The organism is Myroides gitamensis (genome assembly GCF_029894455.1).
GTDB lineage: Bacteria > Bacteroidota > Bacteroidia > Flavobacteriales > Flavobacteriaceae > Flavobacterium > Flavobacterium odoratum.
The window spans coordinates 2,310,022-2,334,976 of sequence record NZ_JARYHN010000001.1 but is presented as its reverse complement, the minus strand read 5'-3'; the positions used below and the strand labels follow the sequence as shown (position 1 = coordinate 2,334,976).

The following is a 24,955-nucleotide window of genomic DNA, read 5'->3' as shown; positions in this document are numbered from 1 at the left end:
TAGGCCCTTTTTACATTATTTTTTATTTTTGTTCTTCTTCAAGCTAAAACCATAAGCTGCTCGCAAGCCAATTTGATCCACGTGATAATCGTTATAACGCTCATATCGCAAGCTGATATCGATGTATTTATTGGCATAACCAATAGATGGACTCCAAATAAAGGTATTGCCTGATCCTTGATGTATTCCAAATCCAGCACCTACTTCACCCAAGGCATAGAAGTTTTTAGTCATGAAATGTTTGAATCCTGCTTTGACAGGAATAACACCTAAATCTTGATCGTGTTTTTCCTTCAAATGAGAATATCCAGTCGTTAATGTCAAGGACGTTTCTTTACTCAAATCATATTGTAAACGGGCATCCGCACCAAATACAGCATCAAAGTCGGAATGAGTTGAAATTCCTCCATTTAATCCAAAACCAATTCGAAAACCTTTTGGGTAATAGGGCTTTGTTTTATTTTGGGCAAAAGCAGTAGGGAGAGCTAACATCCCTAGGGCTAAAAATAGCGCAATTGTTCTTTTTGACTTTAGCATAGCTTGTGTTTTTAGTTTTGTTTTGAAAAAAAATAAAACAAATAGTTTGCCGTTGTTTCGTCATTCTTTTAAAAGAATTTGTTAACCCAACAGATTGTTTCGTTTTCAAGTCTGTATATTTGCACAAATTTTTTAGTACATGAACCTGTCAATCTATATCAAAGAGTTTCGTTATAATATTCAATTGGCCTATCCTATTATCTTAGCTATGCTAGGACATACGGTAGTTGGGGTAATTGATAATATTATGGTGGGTAAGATTGGGCCTACAGAATTAGCCGCTGCTTCATTGGCCAATAGCTTCGTATTTATTGCGATTTCATTGGGGGTTGGGTTTTCTACAGCCATCACTCCTTTTGTGGCTAAAAGCGACGCAGCCAATGATTTAGAGGGTGGTCGATCAACTTTTATCAATGGACTTTTCCTTTGTACCGTGGTCGGTGTAGTCCTATTTACAATTATCTTTTTGGCCAAACCTTTGCTCCAACATATGGGGCAACCAGAAGAAGTTACAGTATTGGCAAAACCCTTTTTAGATATTGTAGCCTTGTCGATTATTCCTTTGGTAATGTACCAAGGATACAAGCAGTTTGCAGATGGAAAATCTCAAACAAAAAATGCCATGTTCGCCACGATAATTTGTAATTTAGTAAATATCTTGTTTAACTATTTATTGATTTACGGTGTGTGGTTTTTCCCCAAATTGGGTATGGTAGGGTCAGCCTATGGGACATTAATTGCTCGTATTGTCATGATTGTTTACATGCATTTTGCATTGACAAGACAAGATATGTTCAAGCCTTTTATGCTAAACCTGCGCTTTGATGAAGTGAAGAAAAAAGTATTGATCCAAATTGCTAAAATTGGATTGCCTTCTGGGTTAATGAGCTTTTTTGAAGTTGCTTTATTCGTTGGTGCAGTATGGCTTTCGGGTATGTTGGGAACAGTTTCTCAAGCAGCGAATCAAATTGCACTCAGCATGTCTTCCATGACTTTTATGTTTGCTAGTGGATTAGGAGTTGCCGCTACGATTCGCGTCGGAAATCAAATGGGATTGAAAAATTATACCTATTTAAAAACGGTAGCGCGTTCTATTATGCTCATGGCGCTCCTTATTTATATCCTCTTTGCTTTATTGTTTGTGGCGTTCCACAACTATATTCCGCTGTTGTTCTTAGATGCGAAAGACAGTATGAATGCCGTGATGAATGAAGAAGTAATTCGAATTGCAGGACAGTTGTTGTTAGTTGCAGCCATCTTTCAGATCTCAGATTGTTTGCAAGTGGTAACGCTAGGAGCTTTGCGCGGATTACAGGATGTAAACGTACCGATGATTATTACCTTTATTTCCTATTGGATTGTAGGATTCCCAATGTCAATTTACTTAAGTTTGTATACTGATATAGGGACACCAGGTATTTGGATTGGATTATTAGCCGGATTAACAACGGCAGCAATTTTGCTTTATTCGCGTTTCCATCATATATCAAATCGATTGATTAATACTAATATAAAATAATAAAATCATGCAATTACCAAAATTTGTTTTAGCTGATAATACAGACCATTTAGATGATATCTTTATTATACACTTAGAGTTTCCACGCTTTATCATTAACTTAAATACAGACGAAATCGAGTTCTTAGAAACAATCGAAGAATCAGAAGAATCAGAAGTAGAAGAAGAGATGGAAGCTTTAGTTGTACAAGCAGGAGAATTCTACGAAAGAGAAATGGCTAGATATGTTGAAAGTGAAGAATTAGAAGACTAATTCCTCGTTCAAATTAAAACAGAAACAGCTGTAAAGGAGAAAATGATTCTCCCTTACAGCTGTTTTTTTATATGAATTTATCAGTAAAAGGCACCCATTTTGTTCGTTTGTTAAGGAAAGTGGATTTATTTGGGCTTGTTGTTTTGGTGCAAATGATGCATTTAAAGAAGGGTTTTGGTGTATTATTTTAGATATTGAAATGATTGCAAACAAAAGATAACGCTTTTGGCAGTAATGATATTCTGGAAGTCTAAAGATCAGTGAACGGATGAAAAAACCTTACCTTTGTGTACTTTAAAATTGAGGGTATGAACAAAATTTTAAGTATCCAACATAAAGTGTTGGATAAGGTTAATAAACAAACATTATCGCAACAGACGGTTTATCCCATTTTGTTAGCGATTAGTTTTGGACACTTGTGTAACGATTTATTACAAGCAATCGTACCAGCAACGTATCCACTATTGAAAGAAAACTATCAGTTGAGTTTCGCGCAGATTGGATTGATTACTTTCTTTTATCAAATGTCTTCTTCTTTATTACAACCACTAGTAGGAAATTATACCGATAAAAAACCTCAACCATATTCTCAAATTTACGGGATGTTGTGTACCACATTAGGGGTGATTTTACTTGCTTTTGCTCCAAGTTATATTTGGGTGTTGGTTGCCGTAACCTGTATTGGTATCGGATCTTCCATTTTCCATCCGGAGTCATCGCGTGTTTCGTATGTTGCATCTGGAGGAAAGCGAAGTTTGGCTCAATCTATCTTTCAAATTGGTGGAAATACAGGAACTGCATTAGCACCGTTATTGGTGGCTTGGGTTGTATTGCCTAAAGGACAACAACACTTGCTTTGGTTTGTTGTAGTGGCGATTATCGCTCAATTTGTGTACTATTTTATTGGAACGTGGTATAAAGGGATTTTACGTCATGCAGCCACTAAACAGAAAAAGAAAATACTCATTCCAGAATTATCTTCACTTCGAGTGAATAGTGCGATTGTTGTTCTATTGCTGTTGATTTTCTCGAAGTATTTCTATGTAGCGAGTATTTCAAGCTACTTCCAATTCTATACCATGGATAAGTTTGGTATTACAGAAGTTCAAGCACAGGTATATTTGTTTTACTTCTTAATTGCTGTAGCTTTAGGTACATTGATTGGTGGTTTCTTAGGAGATAAAGTTGGGCGAAAATACATCATTTGGTTCTCTGTTCTTGGAGCTGCGCCATTTACGCTATTGTTGCCTCATGTCGATTTAGCTTGGACGGGTATTCTGATTGTGATTATTGGATTTATTATCTCTTCTGCTTTTCCTTCTATTTTGGTGTATGCCCAAGAGTTGTTACCAAAGAAGATAGGAATGGTATCTGGGTTATTTTACGGTTTTGCCTTTGGAATGGGCGGATTAGGTTCAGCACTTTTAGGTTGGTGGGCCGATCACACTTCGATTGAATACATTTACACTGTATGTGCGTATTTGCCTTTAATTGGAATTATTGCTTGTTTCTTACCTAATATGAAAAAAGTAAAATTTAGAGAAGAATAATTTTGTAACTTGTTGAAAAATAAGATTATGAAATTTAGTACAGTTTTTTTCAGCGGCTTGTTTGTTATCGGATTGACATCTTGTGGGAGCAAGCAAAATAGTGTGCAAGGATTTGCCTATGAAGAGGATTATAAAGCACAAATAGAAGTATACCAGGATTCAGTAAATCCTCAAATATATTATCAAACAGATCGCAAACAAGTTTTTGTTCCAGAAGGAACAGTATTTAATATAAAAAAATCCGATACAAAGTAATGTATCGGATTTTTTTTATAAGGATAAATGTGATTTACAGTAGTTTTCCCGTAAGGAACATAGCAGCGATGGTGAAATAGATGATTAAACCTGAAACGTCTACTAAAGTGGCTACAAATGGAGCCGAAGCGGTTGCGGGGTCCATGCCAAATTTCTTTAAGACAAACGGAATAATCGAACCTGATAAAGTTCCCCAAAGCACAATAAATAGTAAAGAGACCGAAACACTCAACCCTACGTACAACCAAAATTCTCCATAGTCGTAGATTCCTGTTTCTTGCCAAATGAAAATGCGGATAAAACCAATAATTCCCAAGATTCCTCCTAACATTAAACCAGAAGCAAGTTCTTTGCGCATTACATACCACCAATCACCTAACTTAAGCTCACCTAAAGCCATAGCACGGATAATTAAGGACGCTGCTTGAGAACCTGAGTTTCCTCCACTGGAAATAATTAAAGGAACAAATAAGGCTAATACAACTGCTTTTTCAATTTCTTGGTCATAGTAACTCATCGCTGAAGCCGTTAACATTTCCCCTAAAAAGAGTACAATTAACCAACCGGCGCGTTTTTTTACTAATTCATAAAGAGGTGTATGGGTATAGGATAAATCCAGTTCTTCCATCCCCCCGAATTTTTGAATGTCTTCCGTATCGCGTTCTTTAATTTTATCTAAGATATCATCAAAAGTAACAATACCAACAAGCACTCCTTTTTCTGTGATAATGGGTAAAGCTGAACGATCGTATTTTTCAAAATCATCAAACGCATCTTCCATTGGCGTTGTAGTAACTAAGGAAACAAAGTTGTGATCAATCAGATCCGCAATTAAAGTCTCTTCATCCGCTAACAACAATTGTCCGATTTGCAAGTCATCAATCAGTACATTGTGATCATCCACAACATAAATATAGTTTAGCGTTTCTGCTTTCTTACCATATTTTTTAATGTGTTGAAAAACCTGTTTTACTGTTCGATTGGCTTTGGTTTGAATATACAAAGGCGTCATTAAACGCGCAATACTATCCTCTTTGTACCCTATTAAATTTAAAGCAATTTGCTTTTCAGTATCATTTAATAAGTTGATTGAATATTTAATTAATTCATCAGGGAAGTTTTCTAATAGTTCCGTTCTATCATCCGGCTCTAGGTTATTCAGTACCTCAGCATAATCCTCTCGAGTCATACTGCGTACAATTTCCTCCTGAATATTGATATCTAAAAATGAAAACACTTCGACCTTCAGCTCGGGGGAAAGCTTTAGAAAATGAAGATTTCGTTCTCTCCTTCTCATTTCTGAAATAGCTTCAGCAATGTCGGCTGGGTGCATATCTTTAAAAAACATAGTTAGAATTTTATAAAGTGTTTAACAATCATTTTTTCATTTCGAATGCAAAAGTAACGCTTAGATATAGGAAATTAAAATTTCTAATCATATTCTAATAATAAAGTTAAACAAAAGTACGCAGACTTAAAGTTAGGAGAACATTATAATTTTTACCTCTCATCGTCACACCATCTCATCGCCTCAACTTCTCATCGCCACAGCCGCTCTTACTCTTCTTCAAGTAAATGAGCGTCAATGGATTTTTTTGCCTTAGCCCCCATGTCTTTTAATTTCTGTACAGAAGTCAGCAGATTCCCTTTTCCTTGACTCAGCTTGTTAAAGGCACTGTCGTATTCATTTCTAGTTTCATCTAGTTTTTTACCTATTTTCGTTAAGTCGTTGATTAATCCCACAAATTTATCGTGTAATAATCCCGCTTGACGTGCAATTTCATAGGCATTTTCCTGTTGTTTTTGCTGCCTCCAAATGGTTTCTACGGTGCGTAACGTAGCGAGTAGCGTAGAAGGAGTAACAATCACAATATTCTTTTCAAAAGCTTTTGTATAAAGAGTATTATCCGCATTTACAGCTATAGAAAAGGCAGTTTCAATGGGGATAAATAGCAAGACGAAATCAGGACTTGTCCCTTTGTATAATTCGTAGTAATTCTTGTCTGATAAGTTTTCGATATGGCGCTTAATAGAGAGAATATGTTCGTGTAAAAAGCGATTTTGCTCTTGTTTCTCTGTTGTATTGATGTATTGTTCATAAGCGACCAATGATACTTTAGAGTCAACCACCAGGTGGCGGTTATCGGGTAAATAGATGACTACATCAGGTTGAAGGCGATTGCCGTTATCACTTGTATAACTCGCTTGTGTTTTATATTCTCGATCTTTTTCTAATCCCGATTTTTCCAATACACTTTCCAAAATCATTTCCCCCCAGTTTCCTTGCATTTTATTATCTCCCTTCAGGGCCTTGGTCAGGTTTAGGGTTTCTTCACTCATCTTAGCGTGTACTTGTTGAAGTCCAAAAATTTGTTGACGTAAGGCTGCGTGATGATCAATACTCTCTTTATGGGTTTGTTCTACTTTCTGCTCAAACAAACCTATTTTTTCCTGTAAAGGCGTTAAAATAGTTTCCATTTGCGCCTTGTTTAGCTGAGTAAACTTATCACTTTTCTCTTCGAGTATTTTATTCGCTAGGTTTTCAAATTGCGTGGTAAATTGCTCTTGTAAGGCTAGCGTTTGTTTTTGTTGGAATTCGAGCTTCTCTTTGAAGTTGGCTAGTTCCGTTTCTCGAATAGAAATGCGTGCAATCAACTCTTGATTGTCTTGACGAAGTATTTCGGTTTGTTCTTCTAGTTTTTCTTTTTCTAAGCGTACTTGCTGATTTTGTTGAGCTAAAAACTCCTTTTCTGCTAGTAATTGAATCGTTTGGGAAGAATCACTAACCTTATTCGATGCTTTTTTTCCAACTATAAAAGCAATGACAATAAGTAAAAGTGCGACAATAGATAAGATGATTTCTTGTGACATGAGATTTAATTCGAGTGACTTTCAAAAATAACGATTATTTAGGAGTAGCTTGGCGTTTTAGTTGCTCTTATTTGTAGCAAAAAAAACAGGTGCTTTTTGTTAAGTAAGGGTTAATTTTTGTTTTGGCTGTTTCTTTTTTAATGTATATATTTAGTAAATCAATATTTAATTATTTAAAAATAAAATAGATTCGAGGTTTTGTTTGTTAATTATATGTTTTTTGTTTCTTTGGAGTAGTTTTATTTTTGCATAATGGAGCAAATAAAGAAAGAGATAAAAAAAACACTGTAATTATCCATACTGAAGTAAAACAAAATTTAGAGGGTAAGGTATGGGATATGGGGGCTTACTATTATTGTAAGTTTTCTAGAGATGATGAACGTAAAGCTATTTTAGATAGGGATTTTTGTGCAAAAAAACTTTAATTTCTGAATTAGTTGAGTAAATGGCTGGCCTAGGTTTTAGTATTGTGATCAATAATGGTTGTCAAAAAAATAAAAAAGTATAGAGACTGTAAAATCGGTCTAGGAAGCACCAAAAATATTTATAATTAAAGAGTAGTTAATGATTTTTACTACCAAAAATAAAAGCAAAAGATATGAAAGATAGTATTATTTTTAGTTGTCAAAAATTACTTATAGGAGGATTATTTCTTTTAGTAGGCAATACTTATGGACAAGAAAAACCAACAACTAATCAAGTGATTGAAGAGGTAGTAATTACTACAGACGCTCAAGATTTGGAAGGAAAAGTCTGGGATATGGGCTTGTACTATTATTGTAAATTTACCCGGGATGATGAGCGAAAAGCAGTTATAGATGGTTATATCAGATTAACTCCTACTCGAATAGAAGAAATTAGAAGAAGAGCTTCAAGAGAACACAATGTAGCTGAAAAAGATGTAACAATAATTAGTGGTAGCGACAGAAAAGAGTATGGAGCCTATGATGTTTGTGTTGGGAGGAACTAAATATTCTTATATTCGAAAAGGAACTGTATATACATACTATAAAAAAGTGAAGTAGGATAGTTTTGGTTTAAGACTTAACCATGCTTCAATTAAAGGAATAAAAAAATCCCGCTTCATTTTGAAGCGGGATTTTGTATTTATTTACTTAAGTACATTTTTCTACGAGAATAGATTTCATAGAATTGATCATCTCTTAAGTTGTCGATGAATAAGATACTTTCTCCGGTTGATTTCATCTCTGGGCCTAAAGCTTTATTCACATTTCTAAACTTATTGAAAGAGAATACAGGTGTTTTGATTGCATATCCTTTCAACTGTGGATTGAATGTAAAGTCAGTTACTTTGTTTTCACCTAACATTACTTTAGTCGCATAGTTTACATAAGGCTCTCCGTATGCTTTTGCAATAAATGGAACCGTTCTAGAAGCTCTTGGATTCGCTTCGATGATGTAAACGATATCGTCTTTAATTGCAAACTGAATGTTGATTAAACCTACAGTTTGTAAAGCAACGGCAATCTTTCTTGTATGATCTTTGATTTGATTTAATACAAACTCTCCTAAGTTGAACGGTGGTAACATCGCGTGACTATCTCCAGAGTGAACTCCACATGGCTCAATGTGCTCCATGATTCCGATAATATACACATTTTCACCATCGCAAATTGCATCTGCTTCTGCTTCGATTGCTCCATCTAAATAGTGGTCAAGTAAAAGCGAGTTACCAGGAATTTGGTTTAATAAATCAATAACGTGTTCTTCTAATTCTTTTTTGTTGATAACAATTTTCATCCCTTGTCCTCCCAATACATACGATGGACGAACTAATAGTGGGAAGTCTAATTGATCTGCTAACTGCAACGCTTGGTCTGCTGTTTTAGCAACTCCGAATTGAGGGAATGGAATTTTAAGATCTTCTAATAAAGTAGAAAAACGTCCACGATCTTCAGCTAAGTCTAAAGCGTCAAAGCTCGTTCCGAAAATCTTAATTCCGTGGCGGTGTAATTTTTCTGCTAATTTTAAAGCCGTTTGACCTCCAAGCTGAACGATTACTCCTTCTGGTTTCTCATGACGGATGATGTCGTAAATATGCTCCCAGAATACAGGCTCGAAGTACAATTTGTTTGCTGTATCAAAATCTGTAGAAACAGTTTCTGGGTTACAGTTAATCATAATTGTTTCATATCCTGCTTCTTCAGCAGCTAGTACACCGTGTACACAAGAGTAGTCAAACTCAATTCCTTGACCAATTCGGTTAGGTCCTGATCCTAATACAACTACTTTTTTCTTCTCTGTTACAACACTTTCATTTGAAACATATCTTGTTCCATCTGCTTTTTGGATATCAGCCTCAAAAGTAGAGTAGTAGTAAGGTGTTTTTGCTGGGAATTCAGCCGCACAAGTATCCACTAATTTGAATACGCGTTGAATGTCCATTTTATCTCTTAAATCGTGAACTTGACTTTCCAATGTTTTCAACATATGGGCAATTTGTCTGTCAGCAAATCCTTTTTGTTTTGCTTCTAACAACAAATCTTTAGGTAAAGTTTCGATTGTATAAGTTGAAATCTCTTTTTCTAATAGATAAAGCTCTTCGTATTGTTTTAAGAACCACATGTCGATTTTTGTAATCTCATGGATTCTGCTCAATGGAATACCATGCTGAATCGCATCATAGATTACAAAAACACGATCCCAACTAGCATGCGTTAGTTTTTCGATGATTTGATCGTAGTTTGTATATCCTTTTCCATCCGCACCTAAACCATTGCGTTTAATCTCTAATGATTGAGTAGCTTTGTGTAGTGCTTCTTGGAATGAACGTCCAATTCCCATTACTTCTCCTACAGATTTCATTTGTAATCCTAAGGTTCTATCAGCTCCTTCAAATTTATCAAAGTTCCAACGTGGGATTTTTACAATTACATAGTCTAGCGTCGGCTCAAATAAAGCAGAAGTAGATTTTGTAATTTGGTTTTGCAATTCATCCAAGGTATAACCTAATGCTAATTTTGTTGCAATTTTAGCAATTGGATAACCCGTAGCTTTAGAAGCTAAAGCAGATGAACGAGAAACACGAGGGTTGATCTCGATGGCAACGATATCTTCTTTCTCATCTGGTGATACTGCAAATTGTACGTTACAACCTCCAGCGAAGTTTCCAATGCTGCGCATCATCTTGATTGATAAGTCACGCATTCTTTGGAACGTTCTGTCAGATAAAGTCATCGCAGGTGCCACAGTGATACTATCTCCCGTATGGATTCCCATTGGGTCCATATTTTCGATGGTACAGATGATAACTACGTTGTCATTTTTATCGCGTAATAACTCTAATTCGTATTCTTTCCATCCCAATAAAGCTTTGTCAATTAAAACTTCGTGGATTGGAGAAGCCTCTAAACCTCTAGTTAATAAATCGTCGAAATCTTCAGCATGGTGTACAAAAGCAGCACCAGTACCTCCTAAAGTAAAAGAAGGACGAATAACTAAAGGAAAACCGAATTCTTGTGCAATTTCTTTTCCTTGAAGGTAAGAAGTAGCTGTTCTTGCTGGAGCAGCAGGCACATCAATACGCTCTAGTAATTGTTTGAATTGTTCGCGGTCTTCTGTGATATTAATAGCGTTAATATCTACACCAATTAAACGAACACCAAAGTCTGCCCAAATTCCCTTTTCATCACATTCCAGACATAAGTTTAAAGCTGTTTGTCCTCCCATAGTCGGTAATACAGCATCAATTTCTGGATGAGCAACTAGAATTTCAATAATTGAACGTGCAGTTAATGGCTTTAGATAAATATGATCCGCCATAGAAGGGTCGGTCATAATTGTTGCGGGGTTCGAGTTAACTAAGATAACTTTAATTCCCTCTTCTCTTAATGATCTTGCTGACTGTGAACCTGAATAATCAAATTCGCAAGCTTGTCCGATGATGATTGGTCCCGAACCAATGATTAAAACGGTCTTGATAGAAGTGTCTTTAGGCATTTTCTTGTGTTGTTTATTTTGTACTACTTTGTTTAAAAAAAGTAAGTATAGTGTGTGTGATTGTATTGTGATGCTTCCGACAAAGTATAAAAAAAGGCGTTACTACCAAATGAGTAACACCTTTATTTATATTTTAATCAAAACATTAATGTTTATGTTTTGTTTCACAAGAAACAGTTAATTTATGTCTTCCTTTAGCTCTTCTAGCAGCTAATACTTTTCTACCGTTAGGAGTAGACATTCTTTCCATGAAACCATGTTTGTTTCTTCTTTTTCTATTTGAAGGTTGAAACGTTCTCTTGCTCATTGCGTTTATCTTTAAATCTTAGTATTTTACTTTTCAAAAAATTCAGCTTTGATATACTTGCGCCAAAACCGAGTGCAAATATATAAAGTCATTTGATTCTTACAAAGTCTTTTTGTAAAATATTTTTAGAAACTTGCGATTTGAACTCATTTAATCCCTATTTATAAGGATAAAACAACAAGTTATTCTATCAAAGATAAGAAAAATATTTTTTTTAAGGCGGAAAAACAGTGTTTTGTAGCGCATAAAACTGTTTTTTCTGTTAAGAAAATTAAAAATCTTTTTTACTGCCAAAAAAAAGAACCAACTTATCCAGCTTCCTTGATTATTTATCTTGTTATCGATTGTGTTTATGCTTTTTTAATCAAACCATATTCAATGGCTAGTGTAATCACAGAACTTAAATTGGACGTTTGAAATTTTTCAATCAAATTCTTGCGGTGACTATCTACAGTATGCGTACTGATAAACAAACGATCCGCAATTTGTTGTGTCGTCAATCCTTGCGCTGCTTCCACTAATACTTCTTTTTCACGTCGTGTAAGCTTTGGAATCGTATTCAGCCCGTTTTTATTTTTCTTCTCTAAAACGACTTGTGTTTGAGAACACAAAAAGGTCTGCTGGTTATACACAGCATAAATTCCCTGTACAATTTCATCGACAGAAGCATTTTTCTGAATATAGCCCGAAGCGCCTTCTTGTAGGGAACTATTGATTACCGCATATTCATTGTGTACACTCAACATGATGATTTGCATCTCTGGATGTTTTTTCTTCAACGGTTTGATCCAATCCAAACTATTGATATCCTCTAAATTAATATCGAGTAATAAAATGTGAATGGGATTCTTTTTTAAGCCTTTTTGCAAGGTATCTATAGAGGGATAACAACCAGTTACCTGAATGTTTTCCTGCTTGTTTAAGATGTTTTTTAATCCTTCTAATAGCAAAGGATGGTCGTCTGTCAGCGCTACTTTTATCATGGGTTATTGTTTTGGGAATTGAAAATCGATACTTGTTCCAAGGTTTAATTCTGAATGAATGTGCAACTCTCCTTTGAGGAATTGTACTCTCGACTGAATGTTGTGCAATCCGGCGGATTGGGTTTGTTGAGCTTGGGTTAACTCAAAACCACAACCGTCATCTTCAATGGTAACCATATAGGAATTCTCGCTTTCAACAAGTTGTATAATAATTTGTTGGGGATTTGCATGTTTTAGGGCATTGTTGACCAATTCTTGAATAATGCGATAAACCAACAATTGTTTATCTTGCTCCAAGGTTTGGGTATACCCCAAGAATTGAACATTAATATCCAATTGATCGGTAGACATGCGATTGGCGTATTCTTTTAGTGCCTCTTCTAATCCGTATTTGAGCAGTAAATCGGGCATCAAATTATGAGCTACACGTCTTAGTTCATCTACAGCATTATCTAGATGTTCAATCGATTTCGTCATTTCTATTTTGTTGGCATCTGTGATTTTGTGGTGAAGGGTACTCAATTGAATCTTCGTTCCAGAAAGTAATCCTCCTAAACCATCGTGTAAATCTCGAGCCAAACGCGCGCGTTCTTGTTCCTGCCCATCCAATAAAGCCGTTAACGTGGCAATTTTGGCGTGTTGCTTTTCTTTTTCCAATGCTAGATTATAGAGCTCTTTTTGTTGATTCATACTCTTTGTACGCTGTTTATACACATAGAGCAGTACAAAAAGAAGAATAGCAAACACCAACGCTAAGGCCAAAAAGTACGAATTAACCTTTTCTTGATAGGACAATGTTTTCTTGAAGTGTTGAATATCCAACAACTTGTTGTCATTTTCCAACTGAGACAATTTCAATGCTTGTGCATGTGTCTCGGTTTCCAGTTGACTGATTTCTAGTTTTTTTCGCTGATTCTCCTCGGAGAGTTTTAAATTCTCCAATTCTTGTTGCTGTTGTAACCCCAAGGTTTTCATCAGTCGAATTTGTTGCTCTTTTTTCTCCGAGGCCAACTGCAGGGTTAACAGCTGTTGTTTTTGCTGCTCTTTTTCATATTGTGCTTCTAGGCGTCTACTAATTTCGAGCTTATCCTGGTTGTAAATGGATTGATAGGTTTGCAGGTAAAGCTTGTGAAAGTGGAGTGCTCCTAGGTAATTTTCTTCTGTTTCGTTGAGTTGAGCCAAACTTTCGTAAATAGAAAGCAAGGTGTTTTTATCTGGTAAATGCGTGCTATTAATCGCCGATAACGCTGAAAGTAAATAGGACGTAGCTATTTTGGTCTTGTTTTCTTGTAAGGCAATTTCAGCTAAAATCCCATAAGACGACGCTTGAAAGTTTATCTGATGCGTTTCTTGCGCTTGTTGTAAAGCGAGATTGGCATAATAGGTGGCTTGTTCGTTGTATTGTTTGGGAAAGGCACGCAAATAAAGACTTGCTAAATTATTGGCTACAAAAGCTAAATCCGAACGAAAAGGAATAACTTCTCGATTGTTTTCATAGGTTTTGATGGCCTTTTTGTAGTAGTTTTCAGCTAAATCACGCGCATAAATATTGTTGGTATTATGAGAAAACTCACTTTCGTACAAATACCCCATCATCATGTAGGCATCGAAAAGTGCGTTGGGATTATTTTGTTGAATGGCAATATCCAACGTAAGCTTGCTGTACTTCTCTTGTAATTCGTAATCATCCCAACTAGCATAGATGCTTGTCAGCTCTTTATATGCAGCAGATAAACGACCTAATTTAGTAGGTGATTGTGGCGCTTTCTCATAGAGTGAAATAGCAGTTAATAAGGATTGAACTGCTTTCGCTTCTTGATTATCGCGTACATAAATCCACCCTTGACAATAGTTGACATACGCCTTGATTTCATTATTTTCAATCTGTTGGGCATAGTCTAAGGCCTTTTTAATGGCTTTATGAGCTTCACTGGTATTTTCATTTAGTTGAGCATTCATCGCCAAAATAGCATAGAGATAGGCCGCATTGGTTTTGTCTCCTTGCTTTTCGGCGATGAGAATGTTCTCTTTTAATAATTGAGTGGCTTCTTGTTGTTTCTCTTGAAAAAAGAGCGCTTGCGCGTATTTTCCTACAACTTCAAAACGCGCAGGACTTCCCGCTACTGTTTTGTCGTATTGTTCTTTGTATGTCGTCAATATTTCTTGCCCATACAGTTGGTTGGATGTACAAAAGAGCAGTACACACCAAAAGAGTGAAACAAAAAATAAAGCAGATTTAGAAGAATAGGACATGTATATGTAGTTAGGTACGCATAGCGTCCGTTATTTTTTAAATGTGATTCGAATTAAATGATGCTCGTCTGGGTCAATGGTATCGTTTAAATTACGATCTACTACAAAGTAAAGATATAATTCGCCAATACGGTAGTTTTTCCATGCAATTTCATTTCCATCAATGTTTACCCCATCAAGGCTCCATTGGTAGATATCCCATTCTTTTTGCTGTCCAATTTTGTTGATTCGATGGTCGCTATTCGAAGCAAAATAGAGGTATTGATGTCCGTCTTCACTCAGCATAGGATAACCTTGACTTTTGCCAAAAGAAGCGGCAAATCCCGTTCCTGGGCTAAAAAATTCAATATCGTCAAAAGACATGGATTCGAAAGTATTTTTAAATTGACTGTTATCGGTTACTAAAGCCTTAGCAGCGTAAAATAACTCCTTTTTGTCTTGGTATGGTTTGTTTAAAAAACTCAAGGCTAAAACGCTCTGGCTTTAGGGTGATGTTTTGTGTTTTTTGATCAATAACGATTGTAGTATTCCCTTGTTTTATCAAGATGTTTTTTGTGGTAACTTCTTGTGCTTGTGTCAAGGTAAAAGTACCTAAGCTCAACGCTAAGGCTAATATTAGCTTCTTCATAGTTAGAAAGATTGTTAGTTGATTACAAAAGTAGCGAATAAGGACTTTTGTTGTACTCCCTAAAAATAATGAGTTTGCGTTCTAAAAATGAAAATTAATCTTGCTCCTTCTTGAATTGACCATAATTGACTGCTTCAAAATTTCCATCTTCTTTTTTTATGAATGTTTCTTTTCCGCTTTGGACTTCTACATTTTGAGCAGCAATACAAAACCAAGTTTCTTCTATTTTTTGTACAACAAATAAAAAGAGTGTATTTCGAATTTGAGGGGTTTCACTTTCTGCTAAAGCGGTTTGGTCGCTTAATCTTACACGGGCATGTACGGTAGCAATAGTATCAGATAAGTATCGGACTTTTGTGCGTTTTATTTCCAGTTTGGAGTGGTTGAAAATAATGCGTAAACCATAGTCATGTGCCTGAAAGATGGCTTCTTTATTGTGCCACCATAATCCTGTAACATTGACAAAATCCGCATCTTCAATAAAAATAGCAGCTAATTGTTCTGCATCGTATTGATTCCATGCAGTAACAAATTGTTCTGCAATATGTTCAGGTAAAGTTCTGTTCATGTTGAGTTTTTTGTTGTCGTATAAAAATACGCAGATTAGCTGTATTTATACTGCGAATTAACTTACTCGTAACGAAGTGCTTCTACAGGATCCAGTTTGGACGCTTTTATCGCAGGATATAAACCCGAAATAACAGCAACTACTAAGGTGGTAATGAAAGCGGCTAAGATAGCAGACCAGGGAATAGCAAAAGTAAAGTGGAGGATAGACGTCATTAAATACGCCGTTCCAATGCCCAATATAGTACCCAGTAAACCACCCAATTGACCAATGATAAGGGTTTCCGTAAAGAATTGCTGGGCAATGGTTTTTCGTTTGGCTCCCAAAGATTTGCGGATGCCAATTTCTTTGGTTCGCTCTGTGACCGAAACGAGCATGATATTCATCAGCGCAATAGATGAACCTAAAATGGTTATCATTCCTATAAGCCAAGCAGCAATGTTTAACATGCCAATTTGCTTTTCTAAGGAGCGAAGCATATCATCACTGCGCTCAATACCAAAATTAGAATCGTTTACTACCGCTAAGTTTCGACTGATGCGAAAATCAAGGGTAGCTTGATCAATGGCTTGATTCAATAAGCCTTCTTGTTGAATCCCTACTTTGATGGTATAATTGATATTGGCTGTATTGAATATATTACGAGCAATTTGAATCGGAATAAACACGCGTTGGTCTTCATTTTGACCAAAGGTACTGCCTTGCTCTTTGAGGATTCCAACAATCTTAAATTTATACCCTCGAATAGAAATCACTTGATCGATAGGGGATTGCTCTTTAAACATGTTTTTTGAAAAATCTGACCCCACGACACAAACGAAGTGATTGTTTTTACAATCTGTATAACTCAATCCACGTCCATTATTGATAAGTAAACCACTGTTGGAAAGGTAATTTTCATCACAACCAACAATGCTGATTTCGGGATCTGTTTTTACATAATCATTTTTGATTTCAATATTAGTAGCCGCATTAAAAGAAAGGGATACTGCCGAAAAAGGGTAACTGTAGCGCTCCTTGAAATCTTGGGCTTGTGCATAGGTAATCGGTGGATTTTCTACTTGATTGGATTGATTTTTCGCTATTCTTCCCGCTGTATCATACTGACTAATTGTAAAAGTATTCGCCCCCATAGAAGAGAAATCAGCTAAAATGGTGTTTTTTAATGCACTTACAACGGATAAAATACCAACAAGCGCCCATATACCAATAGCAATGATAAACACCGTAATAAAGGTGCGAAGGAGTTGACTTTTAATACTCGTCGTTGCGATTTTGATATTCTCAAGTGTTATTTTCCACATACTGTATGAGTAGCTAGAGTGAAGTAAATGTTACACGTAAAGATAGGAATTTTTGAGACGGTGAGGTGGTGAGGTGGTGAGAGGGTGAGAGGGTGAGAGGGTGAGAGGGTGAGGTGGTGAGAAGGTGAAATCGGAACGCAGTGAAAATTGAAACGAAGTGTAGATTCATCGAATATGAAAACAAATATAAACCCATGAGATAGACGGTGAGGTGGTGAAATCGGAACGAAGTGTAGATTCATCGAATACCAAAACAAAATAGCAACTCGGTGAGATAGAGGGTGAGGCGATGAGATGTAATCCTGTAGTAGCAAATGGTAATTTGCCAAGTAACAAGATAAATTATGAAAAAAAAGACGATACTTCCTGCGTCAGCATGACATACTGAGTGGATTGACTGATTGGAATAACTAGGCGCAGTAACAAATAGCGTATTTCCATTTTAATAGGTTAGGCTTTAATTGAAAACCTAACCCAAGCTGTATTTTGAACTTATATACTTGAAGAGATCGTGTTTTTTCCTTCGACATTCCTTGGAGTATACTAGGAGTTTACTAGGTAAAAAGGTAGTTTTGTCGAAGGAATGTCGAAGGAATGTCCAAGAATACTCCAAGGAAACTCCGAGAATGCTCCAAGGAAACTGCAAGGAAGACATATATAAGTAGGGAGAGAGGAAATGGGAGAGAGGTGAATTTTCGATTAAAACAGAGTTTCTTCTTTCATCGATAAATCTTACAACTTCACGAAAAAGCAAAAAAGCGACCTTTCCTGTGTCAAGGAGACATACTATTCATGAGCGCGATAGGACTGGTAATTCCTTACAAAAAAGGAATAAACCTTCAATCTCAGCTAATCTTGCAACTTCACGAAAAAGCAAAAAAGCGATTTCACAAAAAACAAACCTCACAAAGCACAAAAAACAAACCTCACATCCCACAAACCCCTCCTCTTCTCCCATATCTAATTAAAAATACTTATTTTTGTAGCATTAGATAATTTGAAAATTAATTGAAAATGGCAAAGAAACCAGGTATTCCAAAAGGGACAAGAGATTTTTCTTCGATTGAAGTAGCAAGAAGACAGTACATTATGCAAACAATCCGTCATCATTTTGAGCATTTTGGTTTCCATCCTATTGAAACACCTTCCTTTGAGAATTTAGAGACCTTGATGGGGAAATATGGAGAAGAAGGAGATCGATTGGTTTTTAAAATATTAAATTCTGGAGATTTCTTGAGTAAAGTAGATGAGGCACTTTTGGCAGATAAAAACAGCTTGAAGTTGACAAATCAAATTTCAGAAAAAGCCTTGCGTTATGACTTAACTGTGCCTTTTGCACGTTATGTAGTGATGCACCAGAATGAATTAGACTTTCCATTTAAGCGTTATCAAATGCAGCCTGTTTGGCGTGCGGATCGTCCTCAAAAAGGAAGATATAGAGAATTTTATCAGTGTGATGCCGATGTAGTTGGTTCAAAATCGCTGTGGCAAGAAGTGGAATTAGTTTTACTTTATGATTGCGTATTTTCGACATTGGGTCTTCATGGGGTAACAATTAAATTAAATAACAGAAAGATATTAGCGGGTATTGCTGAGGTGATCGGTGCAAGTGATAAGTTAATTGACTTTACCGTTGCTTTAGATAAATTAGACAAGATCGGCGAAGATGGAGTGAAGAAAGAAATGATGGAGAAAGGTATCGAAGCTGCGGCTATTGAGAAAGTTCAACCGTTGTTTAACTTCACAGGAAGCTTTGAAGAGAAAATTGAAAAATTAGGTCAATTATTAGCTGAATCTGAGCAAGGAACAAAAGGAGTAGAAGAATTAGCTTTTGTTGGTAAAGAAATTGCTCAAATCGGATTATCGACAGCTACTTTGAATTTAGATGTGACCTTAGCGCGCGGTTTAAACTACTATACAGGAGCTATTTTTGAAATCGGAGCACCTGAAACGGTTCAAATGGGTTCTATTGGTGGTGGTGGACGATATGATGACTTAACGGGCATCTTCGGATTGAAAGATGTAAGTGGAGTTGGAATCTCGTTTGGATTAGATCGTATTTACCTGGTAATGGAAGAGTTGGATTTATTCCCAGCAACAGTAAATGCTTCCTCTCGTGTGATGTTTTTGAATCTAGGAGAAGAAGAGATGAGTTATGCAATGAAAGCTGTAGCTCAATTGAGAGATGCGGGAATTAAAACAGAAATCTATCCCGATAAAGCAAAAATGGGAAAACAGTTTCAATTCGCCGATAAGAAAAGCATTCCATTTGCTGTATTAGCGGGTAGTGAAGAAATTCAACACCAAAAGTATACAGTGAAGAATCTAGCTTCAGGAGAACAACAAACGGTAAGTTTAGAAGAATTAAAAACAATGGTACAATAAAAAGGACCTGATCAAATAGCAAAAGGAGTAATAAACGTGGTTTATTACTCCTTTTTTGTTGGCTGTATTTTTTAATTGTGAATTCGGATAGAGGCACGTACAAGCGCCATTGCTGCAATTTTATTTAGAGGAATGTCTTTATCCTGGTGATGTTGGTTTTGGCTCACTAATCGCACATAAGCCTCTCCTTTTTCTGATTTCTGAAGAAACTTAATCGTTTTGTAGGTTGAATGATCGTCAATATAGATGGATAAGATGTAAATCTCACCAAAGAAAATATTGTTGATATCAACATCCACTTTCTTAAAAGCAACAATATCACCTGCTTTTAATAAAGGGTACATCGAATCTCCTGTGGCATAGAGTGCTCCATCGACACTTGGAAGATTGGGAACACTTAAGTAATCTACAATAAACTCATCGTCAAAATCCCCGTTGGATTTTGGCAATAACCCCATGGTTGCCATGGAATTAAATAGAGGGATTTTCTGAAAGTCTTTGATGGGATCTGCTGTTTTTCGGAAAGATACAGTAGGTTCCGCAATGAGGTCATCTGCTTGACCATTATTCTCTTTTAGCATTTGACCTTCACCTGTGATCAGCCATTCTAAATTTAAATCACTATAAGTCGCGATTATTTTCGCTACAAAAATATCAGAAACGGCAGAATTTAATTTGTCTGCATCTAGAAATCCTCGTTTTATAGCGGTGCTTCTCAAGAATTCACTAATACTAATTCCTTTGTAATCAATGTATTGTAGTATTCTTTCCTTTGTTGTTACTATATTCATCGCAAAATTATTTGTTTTTTACTAAAATTGTCGCATATTTGTCTTGTACAAGAAGATCAAACCTAAAAGCGAGTAAATATATGGAAAAAATCAACACCTCAATGCATTTTAACGAAGAATTTCGTTCTATAGCTAGGAGAAATGATACGATTACAACCTCTTTGATGCGAAAATATAGGTGCTTTTTAATTGGATTTGCGATTTATATCGCGAAATACAATAATGTTCCACTCCATCTAATACAACGAAGATGACAGCTAGCCAACTCACACAGAAACTAAGGGAATTAGAAGAATGGCTCAAATACAACGGTAGCCATCCTAATTACACACTGATTTTACAAGACAAACAGAAATTAGAAAAACAATTAAAAACACGACAAGATGAATCAAAATCTACAGCGAGAAATGGAGCTTTATGAGGTTTTAAAAGCCACAGCTAACACCGGATATTTTACACCAGGTGAACGTATAGTAATCAATCAAGAAAGAGGATACTTATTGAGTATGGGATCAGAGGAAGAATTACGCCCTTATCAGGTGAATGAAGCAATTGAAGAAAAAATACAGGCACTCAAAAGATAAAGAGTGAAAGGAAAATGTTTTGATTGATTTGTCTCGATGTTAATCTGGGGAGATAAAAAGCAAGAGAGAAAGAAGCAGAGCAGGAAATAAATAGGCAATTTAATTTTTTTGAGGCGTAAGAAAATAAAAAATTAAAAGGAAAAGAAGGAAAAAAACTGTAGGATTCATGTTGGAGTGTGTCGAGTTGTACAGTTGGAAAGTAAAAATGTTTAATGGGTATAAAAACACAATGAAAAGTGTTTGATACTGAAAATGATTTTGGTTGTATGAAGTCACAACAATTAGGACGTACATTGAATAAACTACGTCGATACCAACTTATATTAGATTTGTATAATGAGCATAAGACGCCTGATATACCCGTGAGTGTGGTATGGCGTAAATATATATATCCCGTTTACCCTATTTCTCGAACCACATTGTATGAGGTTCTAGGAACAGCAGTACACAAAGAATTAATGCGGGTAGAAGAGGAATGTAAACAATTGAATTTGTTGTAAGGATTAGAAAGAATCAGCTCGCTGATTACAGAAATAAAGACCTAGAAAAGAGAAGAATTTCTTTTGTTACTAATGGTAGTAGCAAAAGAAATTCTTCTCTTTTTTTTATGTCTTTTTCTAAGTGAGTAAAAGAAAGTCAGTCCCTTTTTATGTTTTTGTTTCTTGGAAGAAATACTTTCTTTTTTTGATTGCTTTTGGGGCTTTGAATAGGAGTGAATTGTAGGAAGATTGAACACTATTGTTTTACAATCGGACACTTGTGTTTGAATGCCAAACAACGAATTGAATACCTACTCAAAATGCCGCAATTTTGTTCTCGAGATGATAAGGAAATAGGTGCGGTATACACCAAATAAGCGTGAAGATAAATACGTAATCCAATTGAAATAACTAGAAGATATCATGCTTGGATAAACACCAAGTACTAGGAAGTAAAAACGGAGTTGTGCTTTTAATCCATGGACTTTAAACAAAGTAAAAGTACAATAAAAAAAAGAATCAAAACGCTGTATGAAGGTTTTCGAATTCATGACAAGAAAATCTAGTGTACCTCGCACTGTTTGTCCAAAATCATCTCACTGATAATAACAGTTCATGTATGAATGAGACATTTATTGTAGCAGTTGTTGGTTTGGTTTCTTCTCTTGCCACTTGGTGGGCGACTCGAAAAAAGAAAAAAGTAGAAGTGCAAGCTTCGGAATTGGAAAATGTAGAGAAGTCACTGAAATATTATAGAGAATATGTAGATGATTTAGGGAATAAGTTGAAGGAAGCAACAGCCGAATTATACAATACCTCTCATTTACACCGAGAAGCTATTGACGAGCTAAATACAGCAAGGCTAGAGATTAAAAATTTAGAGCAAAGGCTCGAGATTTTAGCAAAGCAAAATAGGGAGTTGATAGCCGAATTGAGAAAGTATAAACAGTTAAATGGAAAGCGAGAATGACAGGATCCAAGCAATTAATCGTACAGGCAAAAAGTCAAGTAAAAGTTCAAGAGTGGCCCTTGAAGAATAACAAAGGCCCGGGAGTGAAAAAGTATTTAAATAGTGTGGGCCTCGGGGAGGGATATGCTTGGTGTATGGCTTTCGTTTACTGGTGTGTACAAGAAGTTTGTCAAGATTACGGTGTGTCAAATTCCCTCAAAAAGACAGGAGGCGTTTTGGATCAATGGAACTCACGCGAAAAGCTTCGCGTGACTACTCCCCAATCAGGCGATGTATTTATTATGGATTTTGGAAGAGGAATGGGGCATACAGGAATTGTGGTAGAGGTAATCGGGGATTCAATCCGAACAATTGAAGGAAATACAAATGATGAGGCCAGTCGAGAAGGGTATATCGTGGCAGAAAAGACAAGAAAAATTAGTTCAATCAACAAAGGGTTTATCCGACCTTTTTAAAAGAATTGTAAATCCATGAAAAAGAGTAAACGAAATCTGTTTGTGGTGAGTGTAGCGATGCTTTCCATTGGAGTTTCCAGTTGTTCTAGCAGCAAGAAAGCCATCAGTCTCCAACCTACATCGACAGAAAAAGTAACACGAACAGTTGAAGAAGTTAAAAGGGACACGCTATGGCGAGTAGAAGCAGATCAGAGTCAATATGTAGCGGAACTTGCGATACAAGGCAATAAAATCGTTGTGAAAGATGCGAATATCAAGCGCAGTAAACAAAAGGTGTTGCAACCACCAGCCGTCCAAATCCATGGAAATAAGTTGATTGTCGATTGCCACGTGGAAGCTCAACGACTATTTTTTGAATGGAAAGACCAATACATTCAAGAAAAAACGGTGAAAGAAGTCAGAATTCCCGTGCCTGTACCGCTCGAATTATCTTGGTGGCAATCTACTCAACTGTGGTTAGGTCGAATCTTTCTGTTGTTGCTTGCAATAGGTAGCGGAGGTTATATTTTCCGATCAAGAAGGTAAGCAATGGCATTGTGGATAAAAAAGAAAAAGTTGAAAAAGAGAAACGAGAATGAACAGTCACCAGGGGCTGTTAAAAACAGAAAGGAGTGCTACAATACTTCTAACGAATTGAATTGTAGTGAATAGAAAGAAATGAGAAAAAATAAAAGTTATGTTACCAAAGATTAATATACAATTTCAAAATGGAAACCTAGGACAGGTGGTTTCTTCTCCCGATGGAGTTTTCGGATTATTAGCTTCTGCAGTTGCTGTAGCGGATACATTCGAATTAAATAAAGCTTATCAGTTAAAATCAATGCGCGATTTAGTAGCGTTGGGGATTTTAGCAGATTCGACCAATAGTAAATTGCACAAAACAGTTAAAGAATTCTACGCAGAAGCTGGTGATGGGGCAGAGTTATGGTTGATGGGAATCGACAAGAAAACGAAGCTATCTGATTGGTTTGATGAAAAAGAAGGTATTGTTTTAGCAGAAACCTTATTGAATGCAGCACAAGGAAAGTTGAGAGGATTATTTACAGCTTATGATCCAGATGCGACGGTTGAAATTACAGTGGCAAAAGGATTGGATAAAGAGGTGACATTGGCCATGTCTTTGGCACAACAAGTAGCTGAAAACTATACCCAACGCGTATATGCTCCTTTCTTTGTTTTACTTGAGGGGTATGCCTTTGACGGGGATAAAGTAGCCTTAGAAAACTTAACTGAGAAAAACTTTAACCGCATTGCTGTGTTGCTTGGAGATACTGAGAAAGACAGTAAAGGGGCTGCCACAGGTGTTGTTATGGGAAGATTGTCTTCTGTTGGCGTTCAAGTAAATATGGGACGCGTGCGCGATGGAGCATTAAAACCGTTAACGCTATTTATTGGCGATACAGCTGTGGATCAATATGATGTAGAAGCGTTGAACGACAAAGGCTATAATTCTTTCCGTTTCCACCAAGGAAAAGCAGGGTACTTTATGATTGATGATGTGTTGGCAACGAGTGAAACAGATGACTATCGCAATATCACAAGAAGAAGAACCATCGACAAAGCGTTTCGTTTAGTGTATATCGCAATGCTAGATTTCTTATTAGACAATAGCAATGTAATGCCCGATGGAACAATCAGCCCTATTTATGCTAAAACAATTGAAAATGCAGTAGAATCGACGATTAACAACGCGATGACAGCTGCTGGAGAATTGAGCGTAGATGGAGCAAATCCAAATGACAGAGGGGTGGTTTGCCAAGTAGATTTAAGTCACAATGTTGTTAGTACAGGACAAATCAAGATGACTGTACAAGTTCGCCCAGTAGGGTATAATCGTTTTATCAATGTAGAATTGGGTTTTGTACCCGTAAATCAAAAGTAATATGGTAGTTGTAGGAGGCCGTGAGTATGAATGGGGTGATATTTCACTCGTATTGGGTAATCGTGAAGTAGTAGGGATTACAGGAATTAAGTATGGAGAAAAAGTAGAACGCGAAGCTAGCTATGGTAAAGGACGCTATGCGCATTCCATTCAAAGTGGAAATATCGCTGTCGATGGGGAGATTACTTTACTGCAAAGCGAGGTAATTGCTTTACAGAAAGCAGGCGTAAATCAAAGCTTATTATCCTTGAATTTGGATGCAATCGTCAATTATGGTAATCCATCTGAAGGTGAAGCAATGCGTACGGATCGAATTATCGGTATTCGATTTACAGAAGATGTAAGAGAGTGGAAACAAGGCGATAAACGCGCTGAAATTACATTGCCATTTTTAGCCATGCGCGTAGTAAGTGGAGTATAA

At 36.3% G+C, this 24,955-nt stretch carries 27 protein-coding genes; 15 read left to right on the top strand and 12 right to left on the bottom strand.

The window, feature by feature from the left end; genetic code table 11:
• Positions 1–15: 15 nt before the first annotated feature.
• Positions 16–537 (bottom strand): hypothetical protein, encoded by a 522-nt coding sequence (locus M2306_RS10260; RefSeq protein ID WP_259189570.1) that lies wholly within the window; start codon positions 535–537, stop codon positions 16–18.
• A gap of 139 nt (positions 538–676) precedes the next feature.
• Here M2306_RS10260 and M2306_RS10255 point away from each other — a divergent pair, with 139 nt between their 5' ends.
• The 4 genes from M2306_RS10255 to M2306_RS10240 all read left to right on the top strand — a co-directional run bounded on the left by M2306_RS10255 (position 677) and on the right by M2306_RS10240 (position 4,114).
• Complete coding sequence (locus M2306_RS10255; RefSeq protein WP_115092700.1) at positions 677–2,056, top strand: MATE family efflux transporter; 1,380 nt, start codon at positions 677–679, stop codon at positions 2,054–2,056.
• 7 nt (positions 2,057–2,063) lie between these two features.
• Positions 2,064–2,309, top strand: a complete 246-nt coding sequence (locus M2306_RS10250) for a DUF8828 family protein (protein WP_259189564.1) — start codon at positions 2,064–2,066, stop codon at positions 2,307–2,309.
• 308 nt (positions 2,310–2,617) lie between these two features.
• On the top strand, positions 2,618–3,859 hold the full coding sequence (locus tag M2306_RS10245) for an MFS transporter (RefSeq protein WP_236594059.1): 1,242 nt from the start codon (positions 2,618–2,620) through the stop codon (positions 3,857–3,859).
• A gap of 27 nt (positions 3,860–3,886) precedes the next feature.
• Positions 3,887–4,114: a hypothetical protein gene (locus M2306_RS10240; RefSeq protein ID WP_115092702.1), complete on the top strand. Its 228-nt coding sequence runs from the start codon at positions 3,887–3,889 to the stop codon at positions 4,112–4,114.
• A gap of 34 nt (positions 4,115–4,148) precedes the next feature.
• Here the strand turns inward: M2306_RS10240 and mgtE are convergent, their stop codons facing one another.
• The gene (mgtE, locus tag M2306_RS10235) at positions 4,149–5,462 is read right to left on the bottom strand and encodes a magnesium transporter (RefSeq protein ID WP_259189561.1); all 1,314 of its coding nucleotides are present in this window, start codon (positions 5,460–5,462) and stop codon (positions 4,149–4,151) included.
• Positions 5,463–5,671: 209 nt separating this feature from the next.
• A complete protein-coding gene (locus tag M2306_RS10230; RefSeq protein ID WP_259189550.1) occupies positions 5,672–6,985 on the bottom strand; it encodes a DNA recombination protein RmuC in 1,314 nt (437 codons plus the stop codon).
• A gap of 245 nt (positions 6,986–7,230) precedes the next feature.
• Between M2306_RS10230 and M2306_RS10225 the strand changes: the two genes are divergently transcribed.
• Positions 7,231–7,410, top strand: coding sequence for a hypothetical protein (locus tag M2306_RS10225; protein WP_259189548.1), 180 nt, complete (start codon positions 7,231–7,233; stop codon positions 7,408–7,410).
• Positions 7,411–7,583: 173 nt separating this feature from the next.
• Positions 7,584–7,955, top strand: coding sequence for a hypothetical protein (locus M2306_RS10220; RefSeq protein ID WP_498882845.1), 372 nt, complete (start codon positions 7,584–7,586; stop codon positions 7,953–7,955).
• A gap of 137 nt (positions 7,956–8,092) precedes the next feature.
• Here M2306_RS10220 and carB read toward each other — a convergent pair whose 3' ends face one another.
• From carB to M2306_RS10180, 8 genes are all read right to left on the bottom strand, one after another.
• Complete coding sequence (gene carB, locus M2306_RS10215; RefSeq protein WP_115092705.1) at positions 8,093–10,945, bottom strand: carbamoyl-phosphate synthase large subunit; 2,853 nt, start codon at positions 10,943–10,945, stop codon at positions 8,093–8,095.
• A 145-nt stretch (positions 10,946–11,090) separates the two neighbouring features.
• A complete protein-coding gene (gene rpmH / locus M2306_RS10210) occupies positions 11,091–11,252 on the bottom strand; it encodes a 50S ribosomal protein L34 (protein ID WP_002990519.1) in 162 nt (53 codons plus the stop codon).
• A 350-nt stretch (positions 11,253–11,602) separates the two neighbouring features.
• Positions 11,603–12,235, bottom strand: coding sequence for a response regulator transcription factor (locus M2306_RS10205; RefSeq protein ID WP_002990521.1), 633 nt, complete (start codon positions 12,233–12,235; stop codon positions 11,603–11,605).
• Between the two features lie 3 nt (positions 12,236–12,238).
• A complete protein-coding gene (locus M2306_RS10200) occupies positions 12,239–14,488 on the bottom strand; it encodes an ATP-binding protein (RefSeq protein ID WP_259189540.1) in 2,250 nt (749 codons plus the stop codon).
• A 30-nt stretch (positions 14,489–14,518) separates the two neighbouring features.
• Entirely contained in the window at positions 14,519–14,851 is a 333-nt protein-coding gene (locus tag M2306_RS10195) for a hypothetical protein (protein WP_498882844.1), read from the bottom strand.
• 46 nt (positions 14,852–14,897) lie between these two features.
• Positions 14,898–15,116 (bottom strand): hypothetical protein, encoded by a 219-nt coding sequence (locus M2306_RS10190; protein WP_498882843.1) that lies wholly within the window; start codon positions 15,114–15,116, stop codon positions 14,898–14,900.
• Positions 15,117–15,210: 94 nt separating this feature from the next.
• Positions 15,211–15,684, bottom strand: coding sequence for an SgcJ/EcaC family oxidoreductase (locus M2306_RS10185; RefSeq protein WP_259189537.1), 474 nt, complete (start codon positions 15,682–15,684; stop codon positions 15,211–15,213).
• Positions 15,685–15,746: 62 nt separating this feature from the next.
• Entirely contained in the window at positions 15,747–16,988 is a 1,242-nt protein-coding gene (locus tag M2306_RS10180) for an ABC transporter permease (RefSeq protein ID WP_115092709.1), read from the bottom strand.
• Positions 16,989–18,002: 1,014 nt separating this feature from the next.
• On the opposite strand from M2306_RS10180, the gene hisS reads away from it, so the two are divergent.
• The gene (gene hisS, locus M2306_RS10175) at positions 18,003–19,373 is read left to right on the top strand and encodes a histidine--tRNA ligase (protein WP_259189534.1); all 1,371 of its coding nucleotides are present in this window, start codon (positions 18,003–18,005) and stop codon (positions 19,371–19,373) included.
• 71 nt (positions 19,374–19,444) lie between these two features.
• Here hisS and M2306_RS10170 read toward each other — a convergent pair whose 3' ends face one another.
• The gene (locus tag M2306_RS10170; protein ID WP_002990531.1) at positions 19,445–20,164 is read right to left on the bottom strand and encodes a S24 family peptidase; all 720 of its coding nucleotides are present in this window, start codon (positions 20,162–20,164) and stop codon (positions 19,445–19,447) included.
• Positions 20,165–20,414: 250 nt separating this feature from the next.
• Here M2306_RS10170 and M2306_RS10165 point away from each other — a divergent pair, with 250 nt between their 5' ends.
• From M2306_RS10165 to M2306_RS10130, 8 genes are all read left to right on the top strand, one after another.
• Positions 20,415–20,585: a hypothetical protein gene (locus M2306_RS10165; protein ID WP_259189533.1), complete on the top strand. Its 171-nt coding sequence runs from the start codon at positions 20,415–20,417 to the stop codon at positions 20,583–20,585.
• Complete coding sequence (locus M2306_RS10160) at positions 20,548–20,748, top strand: hypothetical protein (protein ID WP_002990537.1); 201 nt, start codon at positions 20,548–20,550, stop codon at positions 20,746–20,748. Before M2306_RS10165 ends, M2306_RS10160 begins: the two co-directional genes overlap by 38 nt.
• Positions 20,749–21,014: 266 nt before the next feature.
• Positions 21,015–21,248 carry a hypothetical protein gene (locus tag M2306_RS10155; RefSeq protein WP_036462901.1) on the top strand — a complete coding sequence of 78 codons (234 nt, stop codon included), beginning with the start codon at positions 21,015–21,017 and terminating at the stop codon, positions 21,246–21,248.
• A gap of 598 nt (positions 21,249–21,846) precedes the next feature.
• Positions 21,847–22,197, top strand: a complete 351-nt coding sequence (locus tag M2306_RS10150) for a hypothetical protein (RefSeq protein ID WP_002990540.1) — start codon at positions 21,847–21,849, stop codon at positions 22,195–22,197.
• Positions 22,194–22,652: a CHAP domain-containing protein gene (locus tag M2306_RS10145; RefSeq protein WP_259189532.1), complete on the top strand. Its 459-nt coding sequence runs from the start codon at positions 22,194–22,196 to the stop codon at positions 22,650–22,652. Before M2306_RS10150 ends, M2306_RS10145 begins: the two co-directional genes overlap by 4 nt.
• Before the next feature lie 15 nt (positions 22,653–22,667).
• Positions 22,668–23,177 (top strand): hypothetical protein, encoded by a 510-nt coding sequence (locus M2306_RS10140; RefSeq protein ID WP_259189528.1) that lies wholly within the window; start codon positions 22,668–22,670, stop codon positions 23,175–23,177.
• Positions 23,178–23,328: 151 nt separating this feature from the next.
• Complete coding sequence (locus M2306_RS10135) at positions 23,329–24,534, top strand: DUF2586 family protein (protein WP_259189522.1); 1,206 nt, start codon at positions 23,329–23,331, stop codon at positions 24,532–24,534.
• A 1-nt stretch (position 24,535) separates the two neighbouring features.
• A complete protein-coding gene (locus M2306_RS10130) occupies positions 24,536–24,955 on the top strand; it encodes a hypothetical protein (RefSeq protein ID WP_259189521.1) in 420 nt (139 codons plus the stop codon).

Coding starts and splice junctions, on each gene's coding strand:
- M2306_RS10135 (WP_259189522.1), top strand. CDS start 23,329: ATGTTACCAAAGATTAATATACAATTTCAAAATGGAAACCTAGGACAG.
- M2306_RS10165 (WP_259189533.1), top strand. CDS start 20,415: ATGACAGCTAGCCAACTCACACAGAAACTAAGGGAATTAGAAGAATGG.
- M2306_RS10250 (WP_259189564.1), top strand. CDS start 2,064: ATGCAATTACCAAAATTTGTTTTAGCTGATAATACAGACCATTTAGAT.
- M2306_RS10180 (WP_115092709.1), bottom strand. CDS start 16,988: ATGTGGAAAATAACACTTGAGAATATCAAAATCGCAACGACGAGTATT.
- M2306_RS10155 (WP_036462901.1), top strand. CDS start 21,015: ATGAAGTCACAACAATTAGGACGTACATTGAATAAACTACGTCGATAC.
- M2306_RS10205 (WP_002990521.1), bottom strand. CDS start 12,235: ATGATAAAAGTAGCGCTGACAGACGACCATCCTTTGCTATTAGAAGGA.
- M2306_RS10170 (WP_002990531.1), bottom strand. CDS start 20,164: ATGAATATAGTAACAACAAAGGAAAGAATACTACAATACATTGATTAC.
- mgtE (WP_259189561.1), bottom strand. CDS start 5,462: ATGTTTTTTAAAGATATGCACCCAGCCGACATTGCTGAAGCTATTTCA.
- M2306_RS10260 (WP_259189570.1), bottom strand. CDS start 537: ATGCTAAAGTCAAAAAGAACAATTGCGCTATTTTTAGCCCTAGGGATG.
- hisS (WP_259189534.1), top strand. CDS start 18,003: ATGGCAAAGAAACCAGGTATTCCAAAAGGGACAAGAGATTTTTCTTCG.
- M2306_RS10240 (WP_115092702.1), top strand. CDS start 3,887: ATGAAATTTAGTACAGTTTTTTTCAGCGGCTTGTTTGTTATCGGATTG.
- carB (WP_115092705.1), bottom strand. CDS start 10,945: ATGCCTAAAGACACTTCTATCAAGACCGTTTTAATCATTGGTTCGGGA.
- M2306_RS10200 (WP_259189540.1), bottom strand. CDS start 14,488: ATGTCCTATTCTTCTAAATCTGCTTTATTTTTTGTTTCACTCTTTTGG.
- M2306_RS10160 (WP_002990537.1), top strand. CDS start 20,548: ATGAATCAAAATCTACAGCGAGAAATGGAGCTTTATGAGGTTTTAAAA.
- M2306_RS10185 (WP_259189537.1), bottom strand. CDS start 15,684: ATGAACAGAACTTTACCTGAACATATTGCAGAACAATTTGTTACTGCA.
- M2306_RS10255 (WP_115092700.1), top strand. CDS start 677: ATGAACCTGTCAATCTATATCAAAGAGTTTCGTTATAATATTCAATTG.
- M2306_RS10130 (WP_259189521.1), top strand. CDS start 24,536: ATGGTAGTTGTAGGAGGCCGTGAGTATGAATGGGGTGATATTTCACTC.
- M2306_RS10230 (WP_259189550.1), bottom strand. CDS start 6,985: ATGTCACAAGAAATCATCTTATCTATTGTCGCACTTTTACTTATTGTC.
- M2306_RS10150 (WP_002990540.1), top strand. CDS start 21,847: ATGAATGAGACATTTATTGTAGCAGTTGTTGGTTTGGTTTCTTCTCTT.
- rpmH (WP_002990519.1), bottom strand. CDS start 11,252: ATGAGCAAGAGAACGTTTCAACCTTCAAATAGAAAAAGAAGAAACAAA.
- M2306_RS10190 (WP_498882843.1), bottom strand. CDS start 15,116: ATGAAGAAGCTAATATTAGCCTTAGCGTTGAGCTTAGGTACTTTTACC.
- M2306_RS10140 (WP_259189528.1), top strand. CDS start 22,668: ATGAAAAAGAGTAAACGAAATCTGTTTGTGGTGAGTGTAGCGATGCTT.
- M2306_RS10220 (WP_498882845.1), top strand. CDS start 7,584: ATGAAAGATAGTATTATTTTTAGTTGTCAAAAATTACTTATAGGAGGA.
- M2306_RS10195 (WP_498882844.1), bottom strand. CDS start 14,851: ATGTCTTTTGACGATATTGAATTTTTTAGCCCAGGAACGGGATTTGCC.
- M2306_RS10245 (WP_236594059.1), top strand. CDS start 2,618: ATGAACAAAATTTTAAGTATCCAACATAAAGTGTTGGATAAGGTTAAT.
- M2306_RS10145 (WP_259189532.1), top strand. CDS start 22,194: ATGACAGGATCCAAGCAATTAATCGTACAGGCAAAAAGTCAAGTAAAA.